The 19,002-nt window shown below is 69.2% G+C and carries 18 protein-coding genes; 6 read left to right on the top strand and 12 right to left on the bottom strand.

Annotated features, from left to right (window positions below):
• Positions 1-24: 24 nt before the first annotated feature.
• The 4 genes from glpK to Q7W82_RS00270 form a co-directional block, all read right to left on the bottom strand.
• Positions 25-1,524 (bottom strand): glycerol kinase GlpK, encoded by a 1,500-nt coding sequence (gene glpK, locus Q7W82_RS00255; protein ID WP_242161228.1) that lies wholly within the window; start codon positions 1,522-1,524, stop codon positions 25-27.
• A 100-nt stretch (positions 1,525-1,624) separates the two neighbouring features.
• Positions 1,625-2,446: an MIP/aquaporin family protein gene (locus tag Q7W82_RS00260; RefSeq protein ID WP_017916383.1), complete on the bottom strand. Its 822-nt coding sequence runs from the start codon at positions 2,444-2,446 to the stop codon at positions 1,625-1,627.
• A gap of 160 nt (positions 2,447-2,606) precedes the next feature.
• Positions 2,607-4,121, bottom strand: coding sequence for a glycerol-3-phosphate dehydrogenase (gene glpD, locus Q7W82_RS00265; protein ID WP_242161227.1), 1,515 nt, complete (start codon positions 4,119-4,121; stop codon positions 2,607-2,609).
• Between the two features lie 301 nt (positions 4,122-4,422).
• Positions 4,423-5,280 carry a DeoR family transcriptional regulator gene (locus tag Q7W82_RS00270; protein WP_311195519.1) on the bottom strand — a complete coding sequence of 286 codons (858 nt, stop codon included), beginning with the start codon at positions 5,278-5,280 and terminating at the stop codon, positions 4,423-4,425.
• A gap of 142 nt (positions 5,281-5,422) precedes the next feature.
• Between Q7W82_RS00270 and Q7W82_RS00275 the strand changes: the two genes are divergently transcribed.
• Positions 5,423-5,896 (top strand): DUF1456 family protein, encoded by a 474-nt coding sequence (locus Q7W82_RS00275; RefSeq protein ID WP_242161225.1) that lies wholly within the window; start codon positions 5,423-5,425, stop codon positions 5,894-5,896.
• Positions 5,897-6,053: 157 nt separating this feature from the next.
• Entirely contained in the window at positions 6,054-6,872 is an 819-nt protein-coding gene (locus Q7W82_RS00280; RefSeq protein WP_160945652.1) for an HDOD domain-containing protein, read from the top strand.
• An 87-nt stretch (positions 6,873-6,959) separates the two neighbouring features.
• Here the strand turns inward: Q7W82_RS00280 and Q7W82_RS00285 are convergent, their stop codons facing one another.
• On the bottom strand, positions 6,960-8,126 hold the full coding sequence (locus Q7W82_RS00285; RefSeq protein ID WP_242161224.1) for an exodeoxyribonuclease III: 1,167 nt from the start codon (positions 8,124-8,126) through the stop codon (positions 6,960-6,962).
• Between the two features lie 74 nt (positions 8,127-8,200).
• On the opposite strand from Q7W82_RS00285, the gene Q7W82_RS00290 reads away from it, so the two are divergent.
• Both Q7W82_RS00290 and Q7W82_RS00295 read left to right on the top strand, forming a co-directional pair.
• On the top strand, positions 8,201-8,407 hold the full coding sequence (locus Q7W82_RS00290; RefSeq protein ID WP_242161223.1) for a hypothetical protein: 207 nt from the start codon (positions 8,201-8,203) through the stop codon (positions 8,405-8,407).
• A 98-nt stretch (positions 8,408-8,505) separates the two neighbouring features.
• Positions 8,506-9,000 (top strand): hypothetical protein, encoded by a 495-nt coding sequence (locus Q7W82_RS00295; protein WP_242161222.1) that lies wholly within the window; start codon positions 8,506-8,508, stop codon positions 8,998-9,000.
• Between the two features lie 354 nt (positions 9,001-9,354).
• On the opposite strand, the gene Q7W82_RS00300 is transcribed toward Q7W82_RS00295, so the two are convergent.
• The gene (locus Q7W82_RS00300; protein ID WP_242161221.1) at positions 9,355-9,744 is read right to left on the bottom strand and encodes a ribonuclease domain-containing protein; all 390 of its coding nucleotides are present in this window, start codon (positions 9,742-9,744) and stop codon (positions 9,355-9,357) included.
• 395 nt (positions 9,745-10,139) lie between these two features.
• Between Q7W82_RS00300 and Q7W82_RS00305 the strand changes: the two genes are divergently transcribed.
• Entirely contained in the window at positions 10,140-10,922 is a 783-nt protein-coding gene (locus Q7W82_RS00305; protein ID WP_311195522.1) for a lysophospholipid acyltransferase family protein, read from the top strand.
• A gap of 51 nt (positions 10,923-10,973) precedes the next feature.
• Here the strand turns inward: Q7W82_RS00305 and Q7W82_RS00310 are convergent, their stop codons facing one another.
• The 3 genes from Q7W82_RS00310 to Q7W82_RS00320 form a co-directional block, all read right to left on the bottom strand.
• Positions 10,974-11,810, bottom strand: a complete 837-nt coding sequence (locus Q7W82_RS00310; protein WP_242161219.1) for a DUF6348 family protein — start codon at positions 11,808-11,810, stop codon at positions 10,974-10,976.
• A gap of 272 nt (positions 11,811-12,082) precedes the next feature.
• On the bottom strand, positions 12,083-12,817 hold the full coding sequence (locus Q7W82_RS00315; protein ID WP_242161218.1) for a hypothetical protein: 735 nt from the start codon (positions 12,815-12,817) through the stop codon (positions 12,083-12,085).
• Between the two features lie 352 nt (positions 12,818-13,169).
• Positions 13,170-14,090, bottom strand: a complete 921-nt coding sequence (locus Q7W82_RS00320; RefSeq protein WP_242161217.1) for a LysR family transcriptional regulator — start codon at positions 14,088-14,090, stop codon at positions 13,170-13,172.
• Positions 14,091-14,246: 156 nt separating this feature from the next.
• Here Q7W82_RS00320 and Q7W82_RS00325 point away from each other — a divergent pair, with 156 nt between their 5' ends.
• Positions 14,247-14,951: an SDR family NAD(P)-dependent oxidoreductase gene (locus Q7W82_RS00325; protein WP_242161216.1), complete on the top strand. Its 705-nt coding sequence runs from the start codon at positions 14,247-14,249 to the stop codon at positions 14,949-14,951.
• A 43-nt stretch (positions 14,952-14,994) separates the two neighbouring features.
• Here the strand turns inward: Q7W82_RS00325 and Q7W82_RS00330 are convergent, their stop codons facing one another.
• The 3 genes from Q7W82_RS00330 to Q7W82_RS00340 form a co-directional block, all read right to left on the bottom strand.
• Positions 14,995-16,197 carry an EAL domain-containing protein gene (locus Q7W82_RS00330; RefSeq protein WP_242161215.1) on the bottom strand — a complete coding sequence of 401 codons (1,203 nt, stop codon included), beginning with the start codon at positions 16,195-16,197 and terminating at the stop codon, positions 14,995-14,997.
• Positions 16,198-16,617: 420 nt separating this feature from the next.
• On the bottom strand, positions 16,618-17,130 hold the full coding sequence (locus Q7W82_RS00335) for a CPBP family intramembrane glutamic endopeptidase (RefSeq protein WP_242161214.1): 513 nt from the start codon (positions 17,128-17,130) through the stop codon (positions 16,618-16,620).
• A gap of 325 nt (positions 17,131-17,455) precedes the next feature.
• A complete protein-coding gene (locus Q7W82_RS00340) occupies positions 17,456-18,784 on the bottom strand; it encodes a pyridoxamine 5'-phosphate oxidase family protein (RefSeq protein WP_242161213.1) in 1,329 nt (442 codons plus the stop codon).
• Positions 18,785-19,002: the final 218 nt, after the last annotated feature.

The following is a 19,002-nucleotide window of genomic DNA, read 5'->3' on the forward strand; positions in this document are numbered from 1 at the left end:
CCGCTCCTACGCGTTTTGTTCGCCTCAGCGAATCCGGAACCCCATCGTCGCCTCCACCGCCTGCTGCCAGCCGGCGTACAGCGCTTCGCGGCGCTCGGCCGGCATGTCCGGTTCGAAACGGCGGTCCACCGCCCACTGCTGGGCGATCTCGGCACGGTTCTTCCAGAACCCGGTGGCTAGGCCGGCCAGATAGGCCGCACCCAGCGCGGTGGTCTCGGCCACTTCCGGGCGCAGCACCGGCACGTCCAGGATGTCGCTCTGGAACTGCGCCATGAAGTCGTTGGCGATGGCGCCGCCGTCGGCGCGCAGTTCCTTCAGTTCGATGCCTGAATCGACCTGCATCGCGGTCAGCACGTCGCGCGTCTGGTAGGCCATCGACTCGATCGCGGCGCGGATGAAATGCTCCTTGGTGGTGCCGCGGGTCAGGCCGAACACCGCGCCGCGGATGTCGCTGCGCCAGTACGGCGCGCCCAGGCCGACGAAGGCCGGCACGAAGTACACGCCGTCGTTGTCGCCGGCGCGCTCGGCATAGGCCTGCGAATCGCTGGCCTTGCCGAGCATGCGCAGGCCGTCGCGCAGCCACTGCACCACCGAGCCGGCGACGAAGATCGCGCCTTCCAGCGCGTACTCGACCTTGCCGTCCACGCCCCAGGCGATGGTGGTGAGCAGGCCGTTCTTCGACGCCACCGCCTTCTCGCCGGTGTTCATCAGCATGAAACAGCCGGTGCCATAGGTGTTCTTGGCCATGCCCGGCTCGAAACAGGCCTGGCCGAACAGCGCCGCCTGCTGGTCGCCGGCGATGCCGGCGATCGGCACCGCATGGCCGTAGAAATACTGGCCCTGGGTATTGCCGTAGATCTCGCTGGACGAGCGCACCTCCGGCAGCATCGAGGCGGGGATGTCCAGCAGCTGCAGCAGTTCCTCGTCCCAGCGCAGTTCATGGATGTTGTAGAGCAGCGTGCGCGAGGCGTTGGTGTAGTCGGTGACGTGGACCTTGCCGCCGGTGAGATTCCAGATCAGCCAGCTGTCGATGGTGCCGAAGGCCAGTTCGCCGCGCTGCGCGCGTTCGCGCGCACCCTCGACGTGGTCGAGGATCCACTTGACCTTGGTGCCGGAGAAATACGCATCGATCAGCAGGCCCGTCTTGGCCCGCACCAGGTCCTCGTGGCCGTCGGCCTTGAGCTGGTCGCAGATGTCCTTGGTCTGCCGCGACTGCCAGACGATGGCGTTGTAGATCGGCTGGCCGGTGGCGCGGTCCCACACCACGGCGGTCTCGCGCTGGTTGGTGATGCCGATGCCGGCGATCGCGCTGGCGTCCACCTGGTGGTTGTTGAGCAACTCGGTGATCGTGGTGTAGACGCTGGTCATGATCTCGCGCGGGTAGTGCTCGACCCAGCCCGGCTGCGGGAAGATCTGCGAGAACTCGCGCTGGGCCATGCCGACGATGCGGCCCTGGCGGTCGAACAGGATCGCGCGCGAACTGGTGGTGCCCTGGTCGATGGCCAGGATGAACTGCTTTTCCATCGGAGACTCCTGCGGGATGCACGCCGCGCGCACGGGCGCGGCGCCAACGGGGAATGGGGAGATGCGCGCAAAGCGCGCGGAAACGAACGTCCGGCGGGCGCTAGCCGCGGCGCGCGGCGGCCTGTTCCTCTTCCAGCGCCTTCACCCGTGCCGGCAGGAACGGATAGATCAGCCACTGGTAGGCGGCACCGCCGATCACGCCGCCGATCAGCGGGCCGACGATCGGGATCCACCAGTAGTTGTCGGCCGACGGCAACGCCGAGGAACCCCAGCCGGCGACGTAGGCGAACAGGCGCGGGCCGAAGTCGCGCGCCGGATTGATCGCCCAGGCTTCCAGATAGCCCATCGACGCGCCGATGGTGGCCACCAGCAGGCCGATGATCAGCGCACCGGAATTGGCGGTGGGCGCGGCCTCGTTGTAGCGCTCGGTGATGGCGAAGATGCCGAAGATCAGGAACGCGGTCAGGATCACCTGGTCGCGCAGCGCGTGCATCGGCGTGATCGCCAGGCCCGGCGCGGTGAAGAACACCCCGGCCGCGCCGCCGCCGGCACGGGTGAGATGCTGGGCCTGGTTGTAGTGGTCGATGACCGGCGCGAACAGCAGGTAGACGATCCACGCGCCGAGGAATGCGCCGATCACCTGGGCCACCCAGTACGGCAGCACCTTGGGCCAGGGAAAGCCACGGTACAGCGCCAGCGCCAGGGTCACCGCCGGATTGGCGTGGGTGCCGGACACCGAGCCGGTGACGTAGATGGCGATGGTCACCGCCAGGCCCCAGGCGATGCACACGCCCCAGTAGGCGTGCTGGTAGGGGCTGGGGTCGTAGAGCACGTACATGCACGCCACCGAGCAGCCGAAGGCGATGATGATCAGCATCGCGATCGCCTCGGAAATCAGTTCACCCACCAGTTGCCGGCTCATGCCCATGCCTCCCGGCCTGCCGTCGTTGCCGTTGTCGATCCACCCATGCCTGCCACCCTCCACGGTTGCGTCCAGGTTCCTGCGCCGCGGCGGGGGCCGGGCGCAGCGCGATTGTGCACGCGCCGCCGCGGCCCGAACCGGGCCGGCGGCAGCGTTTTGATCATGCCGGTGCCGCGGCCAGGGTGGCCGGCGCCTGTTGCAGGTAGGCGACCAGGCGCTCGCGGCCGGCGGCGTCCACGCGCAGGCCGAGCTTGCTGCGGCGCCACAGCAGGTCGTCGGCCTCCACCACCCACTCGTGCTGGCGCAGGTAGTCGACCTCGGCCTGGTACAGGTCGGCGCCGAAATGCTGGCCCAGGTCCTGCAGCGAGCTCGCCTCGCCCAGCAGCGTGTCCGCGCGGGTACCGTAGTTGCGCGCCAGCCGCTGCGCGGTGGCCTCGGCCAGCCACGGCCGTGCCGCGCGCAGTTCGCGCGCCAACGCGGCGATGTCGTTGCGTTCGCCGCCGGGCAGCGGCGCGCCATGCGCCGTCCAGGCCGGCACCTTGCGCCCGGCGTGTGCGGTCAACCGGTCCACCGCCTCTTCGGCCAGCTTGCGGTAGGTGGTGAGCTTGCCGCCGAACACATTGAGCAGGGCCGCGCCGTCGCGCGCGTCCAGTTCCAGCAGGTAGTCGCGGGTCACCTCGGCGGCGTTGTCCTCCTCGTCGTCGAGCAGCGGGCGCACGCCGCTGTAGCTCCACACCACGTCGTCCGGGGCGATCTGCTTGCGGAAATAGCGGTTGGCCGCCTCGCACAGATAGCGCGTCTCCTCGCCGTCGATGCGCGGCGCGGCCGGATCGGCACGGTAGTCCACGTCGGTGGTGCCGATCAGGGTGTAGTCCTGCTCGTAGGGAATGGCGAAGACGATGCGCCGGTCCGGCTGCTGGAAGATGTAGGCGTGGTCGTGCTCGAACAGCCGCGGCACCACGATGTGGCTGCCCTTGACCAGCCGCAGCGCGTGGTCGTGACCGACATGCGCCACCTCGTCCAGGAACTGCACCGCCCACGGCCCGGCGGCATTGACCAGCGACCGCGCGCGCAGTTCCTCGCGGCGGCCGTCGGCGTGCTGCAACTGCACCTGCCACAGGCCATCCACGCGGCGCGCGCCGACGCAGCGGGTGCGGGTGAGGATGCGCGCGCCGCGCTGCGCGGCGTCCATCGCGTTGAGCACCACCAGCCGCGCGTCCTGCACCCAGGCGTCGGAGTAGACGAAGCCGGTGCGGAACTCCTCGCGCAGCGGCGCGCCCACCGGATGCGTGCGCAGCGCCAGGCGCCGCGAGCCCGGCAGGGTGCGGCGGCCGCGGCCGAGGTGGTCGTACAGGAACAGGCCGGTGCGGATCATCCACGCCGGGCGCAGGTGCGGCTGGTGCGGCAGCAGGAAGCGCAGCGGCCAGATGATGTGCGGGGCCAGCCGCAGCAGCACCTCGCGCTCGGCCAGGGCCTTGCCGACCAGGGCGAACTCGTACTGCTCCAGATAGCGCAGGCCGCCGTGGATCAGCTTGGTACTGGCACTGGAGGTATGCGCGGCCAGGTCGTCGCGCTCGCACAGGCACACCGACAGGCCGCGACCCACCGCATCGCGGGCGATGCCCACGCCGTTGATGCCGCCACCGACCACCAGCACATCGTAGGTCTCACGCATAGCCGACTCCGGAAATGTCGTGTCCGGGCCGGCGGGGGCGCCAGGCACGGCACTGAGGACGAAAAGATCGTAAACGAACATTTCCGAACATATCACGCTGCAGTGCAGCGTGGCGTCGACGGTGCCGTAGAAATACGGCAGGAGTGCTATATGGCTTATACGTCAGACAGTACGTCAGACAGCAGAACGCCAGAGCGGCGCCGGCGCGGCGTGCCAAACGCGCCACGTCACGCAACATTAACGAAACAATCCGAACAAAGGCGCCAGCCTGTACCCGGGTGCGGATCCAGGCCGGAACGGCTCAGTCCGCAGGTGCGTCCAGCCGCGCGGCCGCATCGGCGGCAGCCCCGTCGGCGACGAACACCCGGGTGCCGGCCGCGTCCAGCACCGCGGCCAGCTCGGCCGGCGGCGCGCGGTCGGTGAACCAGGCGTGCACCCGCCCGATCGGCCCCAGCCGCACCATCGCGTTGCGGCCGAGCTTGCTGTGGTCGGCGGCCAGGAACACCTGCCGCGAGTGCTCGATGATCGCCTGCGCCACCCGCACCTCATGGAAGTCGAAATCCAGCAGGGTGCCATCGGGGTCGATGCCGGAAATGCCGATCACGCCGAAGTCCACCTTGAACTGGCGGATCAGCTCGATGGTGGCCTCGCCGGTGACGCCCTGGTCGCGGCCGCGCACGCGCCCGCCGGCCACCATCACCTCGAAGCTGGGATTGGCGCTCATCATCACCGCGACGTTGAGGTTGTTGGTGATCACGCGCAGGCCGCTGTGGCCCATCAGCGCGCGCGCCACGTCCTCGTTGGTGGTGCCGATGTTGATGAACAGCGAGGCGTCGTCGGGTATGTGCTGCGCCAGCAGCGTGGCGATGCGCCGCTTCTCCTGCGCCTGCAGCGACTTGCGCGCCGCATAGGCCAGGTTCTCCACGCTCGAGGGCAGGCTCACCCCGCCATGGTAGCGGCGCAGCACGCCGGCCTCGCACAGCAGGGTCAGGTCGCGGCGGATGGTCTGCGGCGTGACCTCGAAACGCGCCGCCAGCCCTTCCACCTCGGCATAGCCCTGCTGGCGCACCAGCGCCACCAGTTGCTCCTGGCGCGGATTGAGCGCAGAGACTGCGTTCGGCTTGGGAATCGGATGGTCCATGCGCCGATGATGGCGCATGCGTCGGTGGATGCAACCGCAGCGCGTGCACACCCTCGGTGAACCGCAGCCATGGCCCGGGGTTGCGCGGTCTACGCACTGATGCGGACCAGCGCCTAGACTAGCGCCCCTCGCCGGGCCTGCCGGCACTCCCGCACCGATCATGCTCAACAACGACATCCTGCGCTCCATCCGCTACATGCTCGACCTGAGCGACCAGAAGATCGTCGATCTGGCGCACCTCGCCGATCCCGCGTTCGCGATCGACAAGGCGCAGATCCCGGCGTGGCTGAAGAAGGAGGACGAGGACGGCTTCGTCGAATGCAGCGACGCGGTGCTCGCACACGTGCTGGACGGGCTGGTGTTCCACTACCGCGGCCGCGACGACAGCCTGCCGCCGCGCCCGGTGGAAGCGCGTGTCACCAACAACGTGGTGCTGAAGAAGCTGCGCGTGGCGTTCCAGCTCAAGGACGTGGACATGCACCAGATCTTCGACGCGGCCGGTTTCCCGGTGTCCAAGCCGGAGCTGTCGGCGCTGTTCCGGCAGCCGGAGCACAAGAATTTCCGCCTGTGCGGCGACCAGTTGCTGCGCAACTTCCTCAAGGGCCTGACCCTGCGCGTGCGCGGCGCCGGCTGAGCCGCACGCATCGCGGCACCAGGGCGCGGCCGTCGCCGCGAGGCCGGTTTTCCACACGCCGGCCATCGCGAATCGGTAGGATGCGCGCAGTCCGCCACCGTGGCGGCGCGGCCGGCTGCCGGCCCTGCCCGCCTCCCGTTCCGTTCCGAGGGTCCCCATGAAGCTAGAGGCGCTGTTCGACCAGTTGCACACCCTGCCGACCATTCCCCAGGTGGCGCAGGACCTGATCCTGCAGTTCGATGCGCCGGGCACCAGCCTGGACGCGGTGGCGCGCAACATCGAACGGGACCCGGTGATCGCGGCCAAGGTGCTGCGGCTGGCCAATTCGGCGCGCTTCCGCGGCGCGCGCGATTCCACCACGGTGGAAGACGCAGCGCTACGCCTGGGCTTCAACACCTTGCGCACCCTGGTGCTGGCCTCCTCGGTGACCGGCGCCTTCCATGCGCCGGCGCATTTCGACCTGCGCGCGTTCTGGCTGCACAGCTTCGAAGTGGCCGGCGTGTGCCGGCTGCTGGCGCGGCAGAAAGGCCTGGACGCGGAGACCGCGTTCACCTGCGGCATGATGCACAACATCGGCGAACTACTGATCCAGACCGGCGCGCCCGACTACGCCGCGCAACTGCACCCGGACGCCTCGTCCAGCGGCCGCGCCGCCGACGAGACCGTGCAACTGGGCTTCGGCTACCCGGAAGTGGGCGCCGAGCTGGCGCGGCGCTGGCACCTGCCGCAGGTGATCCAGACCGCCATCGCCTTCCAGGCGCGGCCGCTGCAGGCGCCGGAAGGCGAGCCGATGCCGAAGGTCGTCGCCCAGGCCGCCTTGGTTGCCGACGCGCTGGAACGCCATGGCGGCGCCAACGAGCAGGCACGGCAGGCGGTGACCGGCCCGCTGATGGACGACGTGGACCTGGACGCCCTGTTCGCCGCGCTGCCCGACGTGATCGAGGCCGATCGCGCCTTTACCGAGATGCTCAAGTAAGGGAAGACATACGCCGCGTCGGCCACGCCGCGCGGCGGTAGCCAGGGGATCGGCACCCTCCCCGCTTCGCCGCCCCCTCATCCGGCGCTACGCGCCACCTTCTCCCGGTGGGAGAAGGGGTGGTTTGCGGCGCTTGGTGCCGCGCGTGGGCTTCGGCGGCGCCTCGGTCGCAGCACGCGGCTTGCGCGCTTTTGGTGTCTGCGCTTTTGGTGTCTGCGCTTTCGGCGTTGTCGCTTTCGTCGCCTTCGTTGCGCGTGTCGTCTTTGTTGCCTGCTTTGGCGTCGACGATGTCGCCGCGGCGCTGGCCGTCGTCTTGCGCTTGGCCCGCGTTGCGGCCTTCTCCGCCAACGCCGTCGCGCCAGATGCGGCGGTGCGTGGGGTCTTCTTCGCCTTGCTGCCCTTGGGCTTGCCTCCGGCGCTCCGGTCACCGCGCTTCGGCTTGGCCGACGCCGCGGTGGCAACGCGGGCCGACGATGCGCCAACGGCGACCCAGGTCGGCGCATGGTCGCTGGCATGCGGCAGGTCGCGCACCCAGCGGTCCACGCCGGCATCGCGCAGGCGCGCGGCCAGCGGCGGATTCAGCAGCATGTGGTCGATGCGCAGCCCGGCATCGCGCTGCCAGTGCTGGCGGAAATAATCCCAGAACGTGTACACGCGACGCTCGCCGTGCACCTGGCGCAGGCTGTCGGTCCAGCCCTGCGCCAGCAGCTCGGCATAGGCCTGGCGGCTTTCCGGCTGCAGCAGCGCATCGCGCCGCCACGAGGCCGGGTTGTAGATGTCCGCATCGGTGGGCACCACGTTGAAGTCGCCGATCAGCGCCACCGGATGCGGCAACGCCACCAGCTGCTGCGCATGCCGCTGCAGGCGCGCGAACCAGTCCAGCTTGTAGTCGAACTTCGGCCCCGGGCGCGGGTTGCCGTTGGGCAGGTACAGGCAGCCGACCAGCACCCCGTGCGCCATCGCCTCGATGTAGCGGCTCTGGGTGTCGCGCGGGTCGCCAGGCAGGCCGCGCCGGCTCTCGACCGGATCGCAACCCTTGGCCAGCAACGCCACGCCATTCCAGCTCGACTGTCCCATCCACACCGCGCCGTAGCCGGCGGCATGCAACTCGGCCAGCGGGAAGCCCGCATCCACGCTCTTGAGCTCCTGCAGCCCGACGATGTCCGGCGCTTCGCGCTGCAGCCACTGCAGCAGCTGCGGCAAGCGGCTGCGGATGCCGTTGACGTTGTAGGTGGCGATCTTGAGCGTCTTCATCCGGCGCGCCTGCAGAACCTGCCATCACCTTGGCGCCGCTACCCTCGTCGCATCGTGAAAACGGGAGCCGCCGCATGACCCCGCTCGACAAACCCTTGCGCCGCGAACTGGAAATCGACGGCGTGCACTACACCCTGACCGTGGACCCGGACGGCCTGAAGCTGACCGAGAAGGGCCGACGCAAGGGCCTGGAACTGCGCTGGAGCGCCCTGGTCAGCGGCGACGCCGCATTGGCCACCGCCTTGCAGGCCTCGCTGGTCGATCGCCCCGGCAAACGCTGAGCGCGGGCACGGCGGGCGGCTTGGCGGCGGCACGCCGGCGGACGTGGCCGCCGATGGTGCTATCGTCGCGCCATCGGCAACCAGCAGGGAGCGGACGGATGCACAGGCGCAACGATGTTGTGGTCGAAAACGGACAGATGCGCCCCCGGCATGCGCGATGGCTCGTGATCCCACTGCTGCTTGCCTTGCCGTCGCTAGCGGCCTACGCCGCGCCGAGTACGCCAGACAGCCTGCGCGTGTCCAGCACCAACACCTACGCCGCAGGCACGCCCGAGTGGCGGCAAGTGCGCGACTGGCTGGCGCAGCACCGTACGCGCAGCGACGGCGCGCGCATGGGCAATCTCGACCAGCTCGGTCCCATCGTCCTGAGCTACGCGCGAGCGCTGCCGCCCGCCAGCGAGCGGCTTCCCGCGCCCGTGCCACTGCCGGCCAACGGCGCGACCAGCGACAGCATCGCCATTACCAGTTGCTCAGACAACGTGCGCCAGTCGTGGCGCTACGGCGTCGAGGCACGCCCTGAGGGTGCGTGGGTCCTGACGTCGTTTGCTACCTCGCAAGCTGAGGATTGCAAGCAGGCCGATAGCACGCACTGACGCTGCAGTCGCCATCGCGGCGTATGCCAGGCTCCGCGTCGCATCGCCGTTCGCCCTTGCTACGCCTCGGCACGACACACGTTTGCCCTGTAGGAGCGGCTTCAGCCGCGACCGGCTGCCCCGGTAACGCCTCGTCGCGGCTGAAGCCGCTCCTACGCGTGCGCCTCGTCGTGCTGTTTGGAACCCCTTTTCAGCCGCCACGAACGACAGCATCGCGCCCCTCGGTGTCACGCATCCGTGGGCGGAAGCACCACAGCCGCCGCCTATCTGACGCGACGCTCCTGATGCTCGCGCACCGCTGGCGCGTCGCATCGGCTGGCACCCACCGTGGCGGCTGGCGCCAGCCGAACGCCCTCACTGCACCGCGCAGAACGTGGTGTAGTGATCGGCCGAGTAGTAGCGCTGCGCGATCGTCGACTTGGCCTTGCCGTCGGTGGCCAGGAACACCAGGCGATAGGTGCCGGCCGCGCCGCCCGGATCGCGCCGCGCCTTGCCTTCGTAGTAGGTCTGTCCCTTGCCGGCTTTCGGCAGGCGCCCTTCGGCATTGCCGAACACCTGCACGTCCACCTGGGTGGAACCGCAGGCGGCGATCGGGTTGGCCATGGTGATGCAGTACGCCATGTCGCGCGCGGCATCGCGCACGTAGGCCGGCAGTGCGCTGCAGGCGGGCGGCGCCTTTTGCGCCTGCGCCTGCGTGGACGCCAGCAGCGCGGCGAGCAGGGCATAGGAAATCGGACGATGCATGGACATGCTCCTTGGAAGTGGTCGGGATGGCCCCCACGGCGAACGGCGCCGCGGCGGACGCAGCCACAATGCGCAAGCGTCACCGCCACGCCCATCGGGCGCTGGCTGATCTGCGGAAGATGCAATTCCCCGGTGCGGCATGGATCTGAAACACCTGCGAAGGCACGACGTGAGCGCAAGCACGGCATCGGGATCGGGAAGGCGGAAACGGCGTGACGCCTGATGCGCTCACGCGACACGCCATGGACGAGGTGGCGGTGTGATGCCGAAGACGCAGGCCTCGGCTACCATCGCCGCGGCCACGCCAGCGCGCGCGCCGACCGTCTCCCCAGCCGCCACCGCCCATGCCCGACGCCGCTTCGCCCCGCCCCGCCGCAGCCCCCCTCGTCGGCCGCCTGCGCACCGTCGTCCGCGTGGCCATCTGCCTGGTCGCCAGCGTGCTGCTGATCCCGCCGCAGTGGCTGTTGATGCGCCTCACCTACGGCCGCGGCGCGTTCGTGCTGCCGCGGCTGTGGTTCGGTTGCCTGCGGCGCGCCCTGGGCATCCGCGTCGAGGTAGTGGGCGTGCCGCGCGAGGCGGGCGGCACGCTGTTCGTCGGCAACCACATCTCCCACTTCGACATCGTGGTGCTGGGCAGTCTGCTGCGCGCACGCTTCATCGCCAAGAACGACATGGAGCGCTGGCCGGGCATGCGCCACATCGGCGCGCTGGCGCAGACCGTGTTCATCAGCCGGCGCCGCCAGGATGCCGCTGCGGTGGCGGCCGCGGTCGCCGCGCAACTGCGCCCGGATCACGACGTGGTGCTGTTCGCCGAAGGCACCACTTCCTCCGGCGAACGGGTGGCGCCGTTCAAGTCCAGCCTGTTCTCCCTGTTCCTCAGTGCCGAACCCGGCGCGCGGCACTGGACGCTGCAGCCGTTCACGCTGGAGTTGCGCAGCGTCGACGGGCAGCCGCTGGCGCAGAGCGGCGATCGCGATGCCTACGCCTTCTACGGCGAGATGCAGGCCGGCGCGCACGTCGCGCACTTTCTGCGCCTGTCCGGTGCGGTGGTCAGGGTGACCTTCCACGCTCCGATCGCGGTGGCGCCGGGCAGCGACCGCAAGGCGCTGGCTGCGCAGTTGCATGGCATCGTGGCCTCGGCACTGCCTGCCGCGCCGGCGGACGCCGCTGCGGCCTAGACCAGGGCGGCGCAAGAATGGGCGCGCGCCCGGGCAACGCCCACTGGCGCGTCAGTGCATGGTATCCGGCACCACCGGCTCCGGCAGGCGCACCACCGCGTACTGCTTGCGGAACTCCATGGCGCCCAGCGCCGGCCAGGTCTCGGCGTAGCGGCGCAGGCAGGCCACGCCGTCGGGAAAGTCCTCGCCGTTGACCCGGCAATCGGCCGCGACCTCGCCGTCGGCATCGCGCGAGGCGAACAGGCGGATCCCGAGCATGCGCTGATCCCGCTGCAGCAGCGGCATCAAGGCATCCAGGCTGTTGGTGAACAGGCAGCACGGGCAGAACGCGTGTTCGGTGTCGTCGCCCGCCGCGGCCCGGGCCGCGTCGCCGTTCATATGCGCCACCGGCCCCAGCACCACCGTGCGCCGCACCGCGGCCTGCGCCTCGGCCTTGACAGGAAATTCCATCTGCAAGGTCATGCAGCGGGCCTCGGCGGGAGCGCTCACCGCCTCCGACAGCGCCACCAGATCGGTACGCGCCCAGGTGGTGAAGCCCGAGGCCAGACTCGCCTCGGTATCCTCGCCGATGGAATGCTGGAACTCGACGATCCCGTCGGGGAACAGGCTGCGGTGATGCACACGGATGCAGCTGGCCGTGCGCACGCCGCGACGCAGCTCGGCCAGGTCCACCAGTTCGGTGAGCAGGTGCAGCCCATTGCCGAGTACGACGCCATCCTCGTGCAAGGTCGCCGCATGGCCCTCGCGCTGCAGCACCTGCAGCAACAGCTGCTGCAGTGCGTGGCCCGGTTGCGGGTCGGGCGCGGGCTCCGACCCTGGGGTATCGGAGGCAGGGTCGACCCCGCGGGGCGGGGTGCGGGACAACAGGCGTCGCAGTCGATCGATCATCCTTGCTCCAAAGCGTCCAACGCGCCATCGGCCGCCGGAAGTATGCGCAGGCGCCCGCGGCGACGGCAACCGGAGACGCGACACGCCTTATCGCCAGCGACGGATCGCGGGCGGGCGCGATCGCATCGGCGGCCGTTGCACGCGTGCGCCGCCATCGATCGCAGGCACAGCAGCGCCATCGCATCGCCTCTCGCACCGGCCCTGCTGCACGCGCCGCACGCAGGCGGCACCCTCGCAGCGCGTCCTGCCGCGCGCCTGGCGCTGGCGCCTGCTCAGTCCTTGGCCGCCTCGCACAGCTTGCGGTTGAACCAAGTGGACTTGGCAATGGGCAGGTAGGCGTCCCAGTCGCTGGGCGGCAGCATGGTGCTCTGCTTTTCCAGTTCCGCCTGGAACGAGGCCTCGTCGTGGCTGCGGCCGGCCATGGTGCCGTCCAGCGCCGCCAGGCACTCCTGCGGCCGACCCAGGCGCAGCAGGGTGATGGCACGGTCGTTGGCGAAGCGGTCGCGATCGAGCCAGTTGAGGAAACCGCCGCACTCGCCTTGGAACGCCAGCATGCCGGCCAGCGCCTTGTCATAGCGCTTGCCACGGTAGTCCTGCAGATACGCCTCGCGCCGCCGGCTGCTGGCCGCGGCGGTGCAGCCGGCCGGCAAGCGCAGGTAGTCGCCCTCGAAACTAGCGCGCATGCCGCAGTAGTCGCGACAGCTTTCCTGGGTCAACGCGGCCACGTCGAACCCGCCCGGCACCGGCTTGAAGGCGAGCTTGCAGGGCACGTCGCCGGCGTCGTTCACCTCCGCCTTGTCGCCCTGCAGCGTGCCCGACAGCGTGCACGTGTGGCCATTGGCGCCGACCGACAACAGGTCGAACTGGCGCACCCCGCCCTTCTCGGTGACCCGCATGCTGCCCCAGCCTTCCTTGGTGCTGTATTCGCCGGGCGTGGGGCCGGCTGCCGCCGCGCCGAACGTCACCAGCCACACCAGCATCGCGCTCCATCCGTATCGCCGTACCATTACGTGTTCCTGCTTTCGATCAGAGCCGGCAAGTGTGCGCCATCGCCGCGGCGGCGAACCAGTGCCAATGTCGCATCCCTGCAGCGACGGCCTGTGCACGGCGGCCGCGCCGGTGACATCGACCTGGCCAAGGCGCGGCGGTGTATCGCGCTGTGCACTTCATGGCGCAGTTGCACCAGGGCATGCGCTTGGCCACAACACGCGAAAAGAGTGGACTGGAAACGTCCGACGGGCCTTGCGACAGACGCAACCCATCGCGGCAGCGCGCGCATCTGCGGGACTACGGGCGCGGGCGCAACGCGTTCCGCGCGCGGGCCAAGTATTTCCTTTCCTGCGCTTGCCGCCTTCCAGCTCAGCGCAGCGGCATCCGTGCGCGGAACTCGGTCAGCACCAGTCCACGCAGCCAGCGATGCGCGGCGTCGTGCTCCAGGCGCGGATGCCACAGCATTGACACAGTGATGGGCGCGGTCACCACCGGCAGCGCGAACGTATGCGCCGGCGCGCGCAGCGTGTCGGGCTGCGCCGCCATGAACGAGGCCGGCACCAGTGCGATCAGGTCCGAGTGGCGTGCCACCGCCAGCGCGGCGGAAAAACTGGGTACCACGGTCGCGACATGACGCACCAGGCCCAGCTGCTGCAGCGCCGCGTCCACCGGCCCGTGCGCCCGCCCGCGCCGCGAGGCCACGACGTGGCCGAACGCCACGTAGCGCTGCGCGCTCACTTCTCCGTCGCGCGCCAGCGGATGAGCGCTGCGCACCGCGCCGACGAAGCGATCGCGAAACAGCCCCTGCACGCGCAGTTCCGGCCCCATCTCGCTCAGCACCCCGATTTCCAGATCGGCCAAGCCCTCGCGCAGCGGCGCCGCGATCTTCTGCGCCTTGGCCACGAACTGCAGGCGGACCTGCGGCGCCGACGCCGCCACTGCGGCCACCAGCATCGCCGCGAACGCCTCCACGAAAGCATCGTTGGCGCGCACGATGAAGGTGCGCTGCAGCGCCGCCAACTCCAGGGCGGCCGGCGCCGGGCGCAGCACGGCGCGTGCGGCCTCCACCGCGTCGCGGGCGCGCTCGCGCAGCTGCAAGGCATGCGGCGTCGCCACCATCGCGCCGCCCGCCCGCACCAGCAAGGCATCGCCGGTCGCCTCGCGCAGCCGGGTCAGCGTCCGGCTCATTGCCGACGCGCTCAGCCCGAGCCGCCGCGCAGCGCCGGCGACGCTGGCTTCCGCCAGCAAGGCGTCGAGGGCGATCAACAGATTCAGATCCGGTTCCGGCATATGCGCTTCCCGACAGTGGCGAATGGACACAGGCGTCCGACGCAAGGCGTCAATGCATCCGACGCGCGTTCCGCGGGGCGACACGCGCGCCTAGAGTGCGCAGACCGCCGGTGGGCCTCGCGTGCCGAGGCTGCGCCGGCCACGAGGAGACCCACCATGATCGACACCCCTGCACGCAAAACCGTCCTGCTGATCGGCGCCTCGCGCGGCCTGGGCCTGGCGATGGCCGAAGGCTACCTGAGACGCGGCTGGCGCGTCATCGCCACCGAGCGCACCGGCACGCCCAGTGCGCTACACCGCCTGGCCAACGCACATCCGCAGGCGCTGCGCATCGAGTGCGTCGACATCACCGTTCCCTCGCAACTGGCCGCGCTGCGCGCACGCCTGGACGGCGAGACCCTGGACCTGCTGTTCGTCAACGCCGGCGTCAAGAACGACGACCGCGAGACCGTCGCCGATGTCGCCACCGACGAATTCGTCCGGATCATGGTCACCAATGCGCTGAGTCCGATGCGCGCCATCGAGACCTTGCGCGGCCTGGTGCGCGACACCGGCACCATCGGCGTGATGTCGTCCGGGCAAGGCAGCATCGCCAACAACAACAACGGCCAGTACGAGATCTACCGCAGCAGCAAGGCGGCGCTGAACATGCTGATGCGCAGCTTCGCCGCGCGCCATCGCGAGAGCACGCACACATTGTTGCTGATGGCGCCCGGCTGGGTGCGGACCGACATGGGCGGCCCGGAGGCGCGCCTGTCCATCGACGACAGCATCCCGCCCCTGCTCGACACCATCGACGCTGCGCACGGCCAGGGCGGCCTGCACTACCTGGATTACCTGGGCCGCGTGGTGCCGTGGTAACCGGTCGCCGCAGGCCAGTGACGCGCCAGCGCGCGGCGCCCGCTCACGCCCCTTCGGCCTGTGCCATGGCCAGCGCTTCCTGCTCGGGCAGCGGCCGCGACAGGAAATAGCCCTGCACGAAATCGACGTCGAGCGCGCGCAGGGTCTCCAGTTCCTCGGCCGTCTCCACGCCCTCGGCCACCACGTGCGAGCCGATCTCGTGCGCGAAGTTGGTCAGTCCCTTGGCCAGCGCGCGGCACTTGCGGTCGCTGTCGATGCAGTGGGTGATGCTCATGTCGAGCTTGATCACGTCCGGCTGCAGCCGCAGGATATGGCGCATGCTGGCGTAGCCGGCACCGGCGTCGTCCACCGCCAGGCGTGCGCCGCGCGCGCGCAGCGGCGACAGCGCATCGGCCAGCTCCAGGTAGTTGCGCACGATGGCGTGCTCGGTGATCTCCAGGGTCAGGCGCGCGACGTCGATGTCGTCCCCGAGCAGCACCGCCAGCGCCTCGGACGTCAGCAGTTCCGGCGACAGGTTGAGATTAAGCCGGAACGTCGCGGGAAACTGGCGCAGATAGGCCAGCGTCTTGGCCACCACGTGCAGTTCCAGGCGCATGCCGACGCCGGCCAGCTCAGCCTGCTGGAACCACTTGTCGGGGCCACGCTGCGGGGCGATGTCGAAACGCGACAGGCACTCGAACCCATGCAGGCGCATGCCGTCCAGCGCGAACAACGGCTGGAACACGATGCGCGGCGCGCCCGCCGCCAAGGCGCCGTCGATCTCGTCGATCATCGCCTGCCGCTCCAGCTTGTGCGCCTCCACTTCGTGCAAGCGCAGGGCGAGAATCTCGGCGAATGCGCGCAACATGCCGATGTCGCGCTCGCCCAGGCCGTGCCTGGGCAGGAAGCTGAAACAGCACAGCGTGCCGTACACCCGGCCACCGACCTGGATCGGCACGCTCATGTGCGCGCCGATCGGGATCGAGAAGGTCGCCGGGATGCATTGCGCGGCCGGCACCAGGGAAGTATCCGGAATGAGTTGCGGCAACTCGCCTCGCACCACGCCCATGCAGTAGCCGTCGGCCAACGGCAGGATCTGGCCTTCATGGATCGGGCACCCGGGCGGACCGTCCACGTGGTCGAGCACGCGATCGGTCGCGCGGAAGCGCGACAGGAACGCCACGTCCATGCCCAGGTGCTGGCGCACCACGCGCAGGCAGCGGCGCAGCTCGCGGTCGCTGATCTCGCCCGACAACAGCTCGAACAACGGATGAGATTCCGACGCACCCTCGCTCGACGACATCCCGCTTCTCCCCCGAAAGCGTTGCGGCCCACGCGGCTCGCGCCGCGCACGGCGCCGAGCCGTGACCGACCTGATCGAGCAACGGGGAACCCCGGACGTTCCCCGCGCTATCCAGCGGGCGACACGTCCTTGTCGTTCGACTGTAAAGCGTGATGTACAGCAGCGAAAGCACCCGCGTGTTCAGGAAGCTAGCTGTCTACGGCGGCGACCATACCGGCGAGGTCGCCGCCGCGAATTCAGCTACCGGGTGGATGACCGGCGGTGCCGGTCGGTCAAGCATCGTGGCCGACTGCAGTTCAATGGGTGCAATGGTCGGTCCCGGTCGAGCGCTACCGACGCTGCGATCCGCTGGCGCACGTCAGCTTGCCCTACACGTCCGGCACATCAGGCGTAGACCATCAATCCCAGCAGATCCAGCCCGGCGTGCGCCACGATCGCCGGCCACAGCCGCCCGGTGCGCGCGACCCACCAGCCCAGGATCAGCCCCACCACTATGATGCCGATGGTCCCGACCGGCCCCTGGTACAGATGGTACGACGCGCGGATCGCCACACTGACGTTCACCGCGAACACCGGGCTGTGCCGCCGCTCCAGCGCGCGGATCACGTAGGCGCAGACGAACACCTCTTCGAAGATCGGATTGAGCAGCGAGACCAGCACGACCACGCCGACCGACAGCGGCCCAGCCACCATCGCGTCCATCGACGGATTCACCTCGGCCGCCACGCTGTCGTTCAACAGATGCAACGGATAGGTCGCCACCAGGCAGGCGGCCAAAAGTGCCACGCCCAGTCCGGTGTCGCGCGCCTGCCACGGCAGCCCCAGCGCCTGTGGCGTCCAGCCGCGAAACCACAGCGTCGGCAGCAACAACGCCAACACCAGCAGTTCGTAGAACACCGTGCCCCATAGGCTCGCGTCTGAGAGCGAAGGCTCCCCACCGGCGCCAGCACCGCCAGCGCACTCCAATAGATCGGCAACCCGAACGCCACCGCTACGACCAGCAGCAACTCGCCCCAACCGCCTGACGGCTGCCCACGTCCCCGCATCCACACTCCCCTACCGTTCGCTGCGCCCAGGAAATGGCGTCGCCGCCGCTTTCCACCAGGGGCGCACCGTAACAGGGCGGCGTGACCGGGAACATCGGTGGTCGAATACCGACGGCATGCAGCTCCCCGCAGCGAGGCGCTGCGCACGCCTCGCCCGCACGTCCGATCCGGTCGCGTTAGTACAACGAGTCGCGGGTGCGCTGCGGCAATTCCCGGTCGTAGGCGTCGGCGTCGAATGCGCCATCGGCCAGATGCGCGTGCATGGTGCCAGGGCTGGGCAGGCGATCGCGCGGCAGGTGCCGCGCCGGATCCCACAGCTGCGACCGCACGATCGCCCTGGCGCAGTGGAAGTACACCGCCTCGATGTGTACCACGATCACGCTGCGCGGCAAGCGCTCGCCGACCGCGAACCGTGCCAGCAGCTCCGGATCGACGCGGATCTCGGCGCGGCCGTTCACCCGCAAGGTTTCGCCGATGCCGGGAATCAGGAACAACAGCGACAGGCGCGGGTCCTGCAGCAGATTGCGCAGCGTATCGACGCGGTTGTTGCCCGGCCGATCCGGCAGCGCCAGCGTGCGCGCATCCAGCACCTGCACGAATCCCGGCGCGTCGCCGCGCGGCGAGCAGTCCAGTCCTTCATCGCCGGCCGAGGCCAGCACCACGAACGGCGACGCGTGCACGAACGCCTGATAGTCGGCGTTCAACTGGTCGATTTGTTTGCGTAGCGCGCGCTCGACGGGTTGGCCGTACAGGGCTTCGAGGGAGTCGAGGCTGGTGATGCGATGCGCGGTGTACCCCGCCGGCGAGGTAGGCAATGCCGTCTCGGTCGGCACGTCCGCCTTGGCAGCGCCAACATTGGCGAGCGCAGCGGCGAGCACGCTTTCGTAAAGGTGCAGACGCAGACGGAAATGCGCACCCAGCCAGCTGATCATCCACAAGATGGCAGCGAATAGCGCCAGAATCGAAAGCCACGCGGGCAAGGCCAGCAGATCGCGCCAATTGCGCAGGACGACGAACAACGACAGGCATAGCGGCAGCAAGCCCAGCTTGTCCATGCCGCCAACTAACAGACCAAGTTTAGAGACCAGACGTTCCTGCGCCATTTTGGCGTAACGCAACTGGTCCTCCAGCACGTCGCGCGGATAGGCAAGCAACCACTGCGACACCCGACGCAGTTGAGCCACATCGTGATCGAACTGCTCGACGAACTGCTGACGCGAATTGACGAATTCGTAAATGACCAACCAAACCGTACGTAGCAAATAGGGGAAAAAAGCCAACGTGAGGACCAACCCAACCCGCGACAGGGTCACCATCCATAGCTGCGGTGCAAACCAGAGCAATAGCAGCGACGGCAGCAAGCCGATGACGATTCCCGCCCATCCCACCGTATTGAGCACCCGCACCCAGCGCGGCGAGGACAAGGCAGACACTGGCCCTTCCGGCATCGCCTCGATCTTCTGCTCCAACAGCGCGAACGTCAGAGATGGCTTGGTGGCATCCATGGCGGCGACCTCCTTCGGCCAGGCTAGAAGAGCCGGCTCCGGCGGCATGATCGCACTGCTGCAAGGTGTTGCGACCAGATCGGTAAAGGACTGTTTGGCTCTGTCCTTCAGGCGAGGACCCCGCAGACGAAAAGCCAACGTCTGTCTCAGAATTTGCAACAAGGACCGGTAAGATTGGCGCCGCCAAGGAGCCGCACGTTGCGGCTGCGGGCCCCACA

This window comes from Xanthomonas indica, from assembly GCF_040529045.1.
GTDB lineage: Bacteria > Pseudomonadota > Gammaproteobacteria > Xanthomonadales > Xanthomonadaceae > Xanthomonas_A > Xanthomonas_A indica.

Coding starts and splice junctions, on each gene's coding strand:
- glpD (WP_242161227.1), bottom strand. CDS start 4,121: ATGCGTGAGACCTACGATGTGCTGGTGGTCGGTGGCGGCATCAACGGC.
- Q7W82_RS00340 (WP_242161213.1), bottom strand. CDS start 18,784: ATGGATGCCACCAAGCCATCTCTGACGTTCGCGCTGTTGGAGCAGAAG.
- Q7W82_RS00320 (WP_242161217.1), bottom strand. CDS start 14,090: ATGCCGGAACCGGATCTGAATCTGTTGATCGCCCTCGACGCCTTGCTG.
- Q7W82_RS00285 (WP_242161224.1), bottom strand. CDS start 8,126: ATGAAGACGCTCAAGATCGCCACCTACAACGTCAACGGCATCCGCAGC.
- Q7W82_RS00295 (WP_242161222.1), top strand. CDS start 8,506: ATGCACAGGCGCAACGATGTTGTGGTCGAAAACGGACAGATGCGCCCC.
- Q7W82_RS00315 (WP_242161218.1), bottom strand. CDS start 12,817: ATGGTACGGCGATACGGATGGAGCGCGATGCTGGTGTGGCTGGTGACG.
- Q7W82_RS00290 (WP_242161223.1), top strand. CDS start 8,201: ATGACCCCGCTCGACAAACCCTTGCGCCGCGAACTGGAAATCGACGGC.
- Q7W82_RS00300 (WP_242161221.1), bottom strand. CDS start 9,744: ATGCATCGTCCGATTTCCTATGCCCTGCTCGCCGCGCTGCTGGCGTCC.
- Q7W82_RS00310 (WP_242161219.1), bottom strand. CDS start 11,810: ATGATCGATCGACTGCGACGCCTGTTGTCCCGCACCCCGCCCCGCGGG.
- Q7W82_RS00325 (WP_242161216.1), top strand. CDS start 14,247: ATGATCGACACCCCTGCACGCAAAACCGTCCTGCTGATCGGCGCCTCG.
- Q7W82_RS00270 (WP_311195519.1), bottom strand. CDS start 5,280: ATGCGCCATCATCGGCGCATGGACCATCCGATTCCCAAGCCGAACGCA.
- glpK (WP_242161228.1), bottom strand. CDS start 1,524: ATGGAAAAGCAGTTCATCCTGGCCATCGACCAGGGCACCACCAGTTCG.
- Q7W82_RS00260 (WP_017916383.1), bottom strand. CDS start 2,446: ATGAGCCGGCAACTGGTGGGTGAACTGATTTCCGAGGCGATCGCGATG.
- Q7W82_RS00280 (WP_160945652.1), top strand. CDS start 6,054: ATGAAGCTAGAGGCGCTGTTCGACCAGTTGCACACCCTGCCGACCATT.
- Q7W82_RS00275 (WP_242161225.1), top strand. CDS start 5,423: ATGCTCAACAACGACATCCTGCGCTCCATCCGCTACATGCTCGACCTG.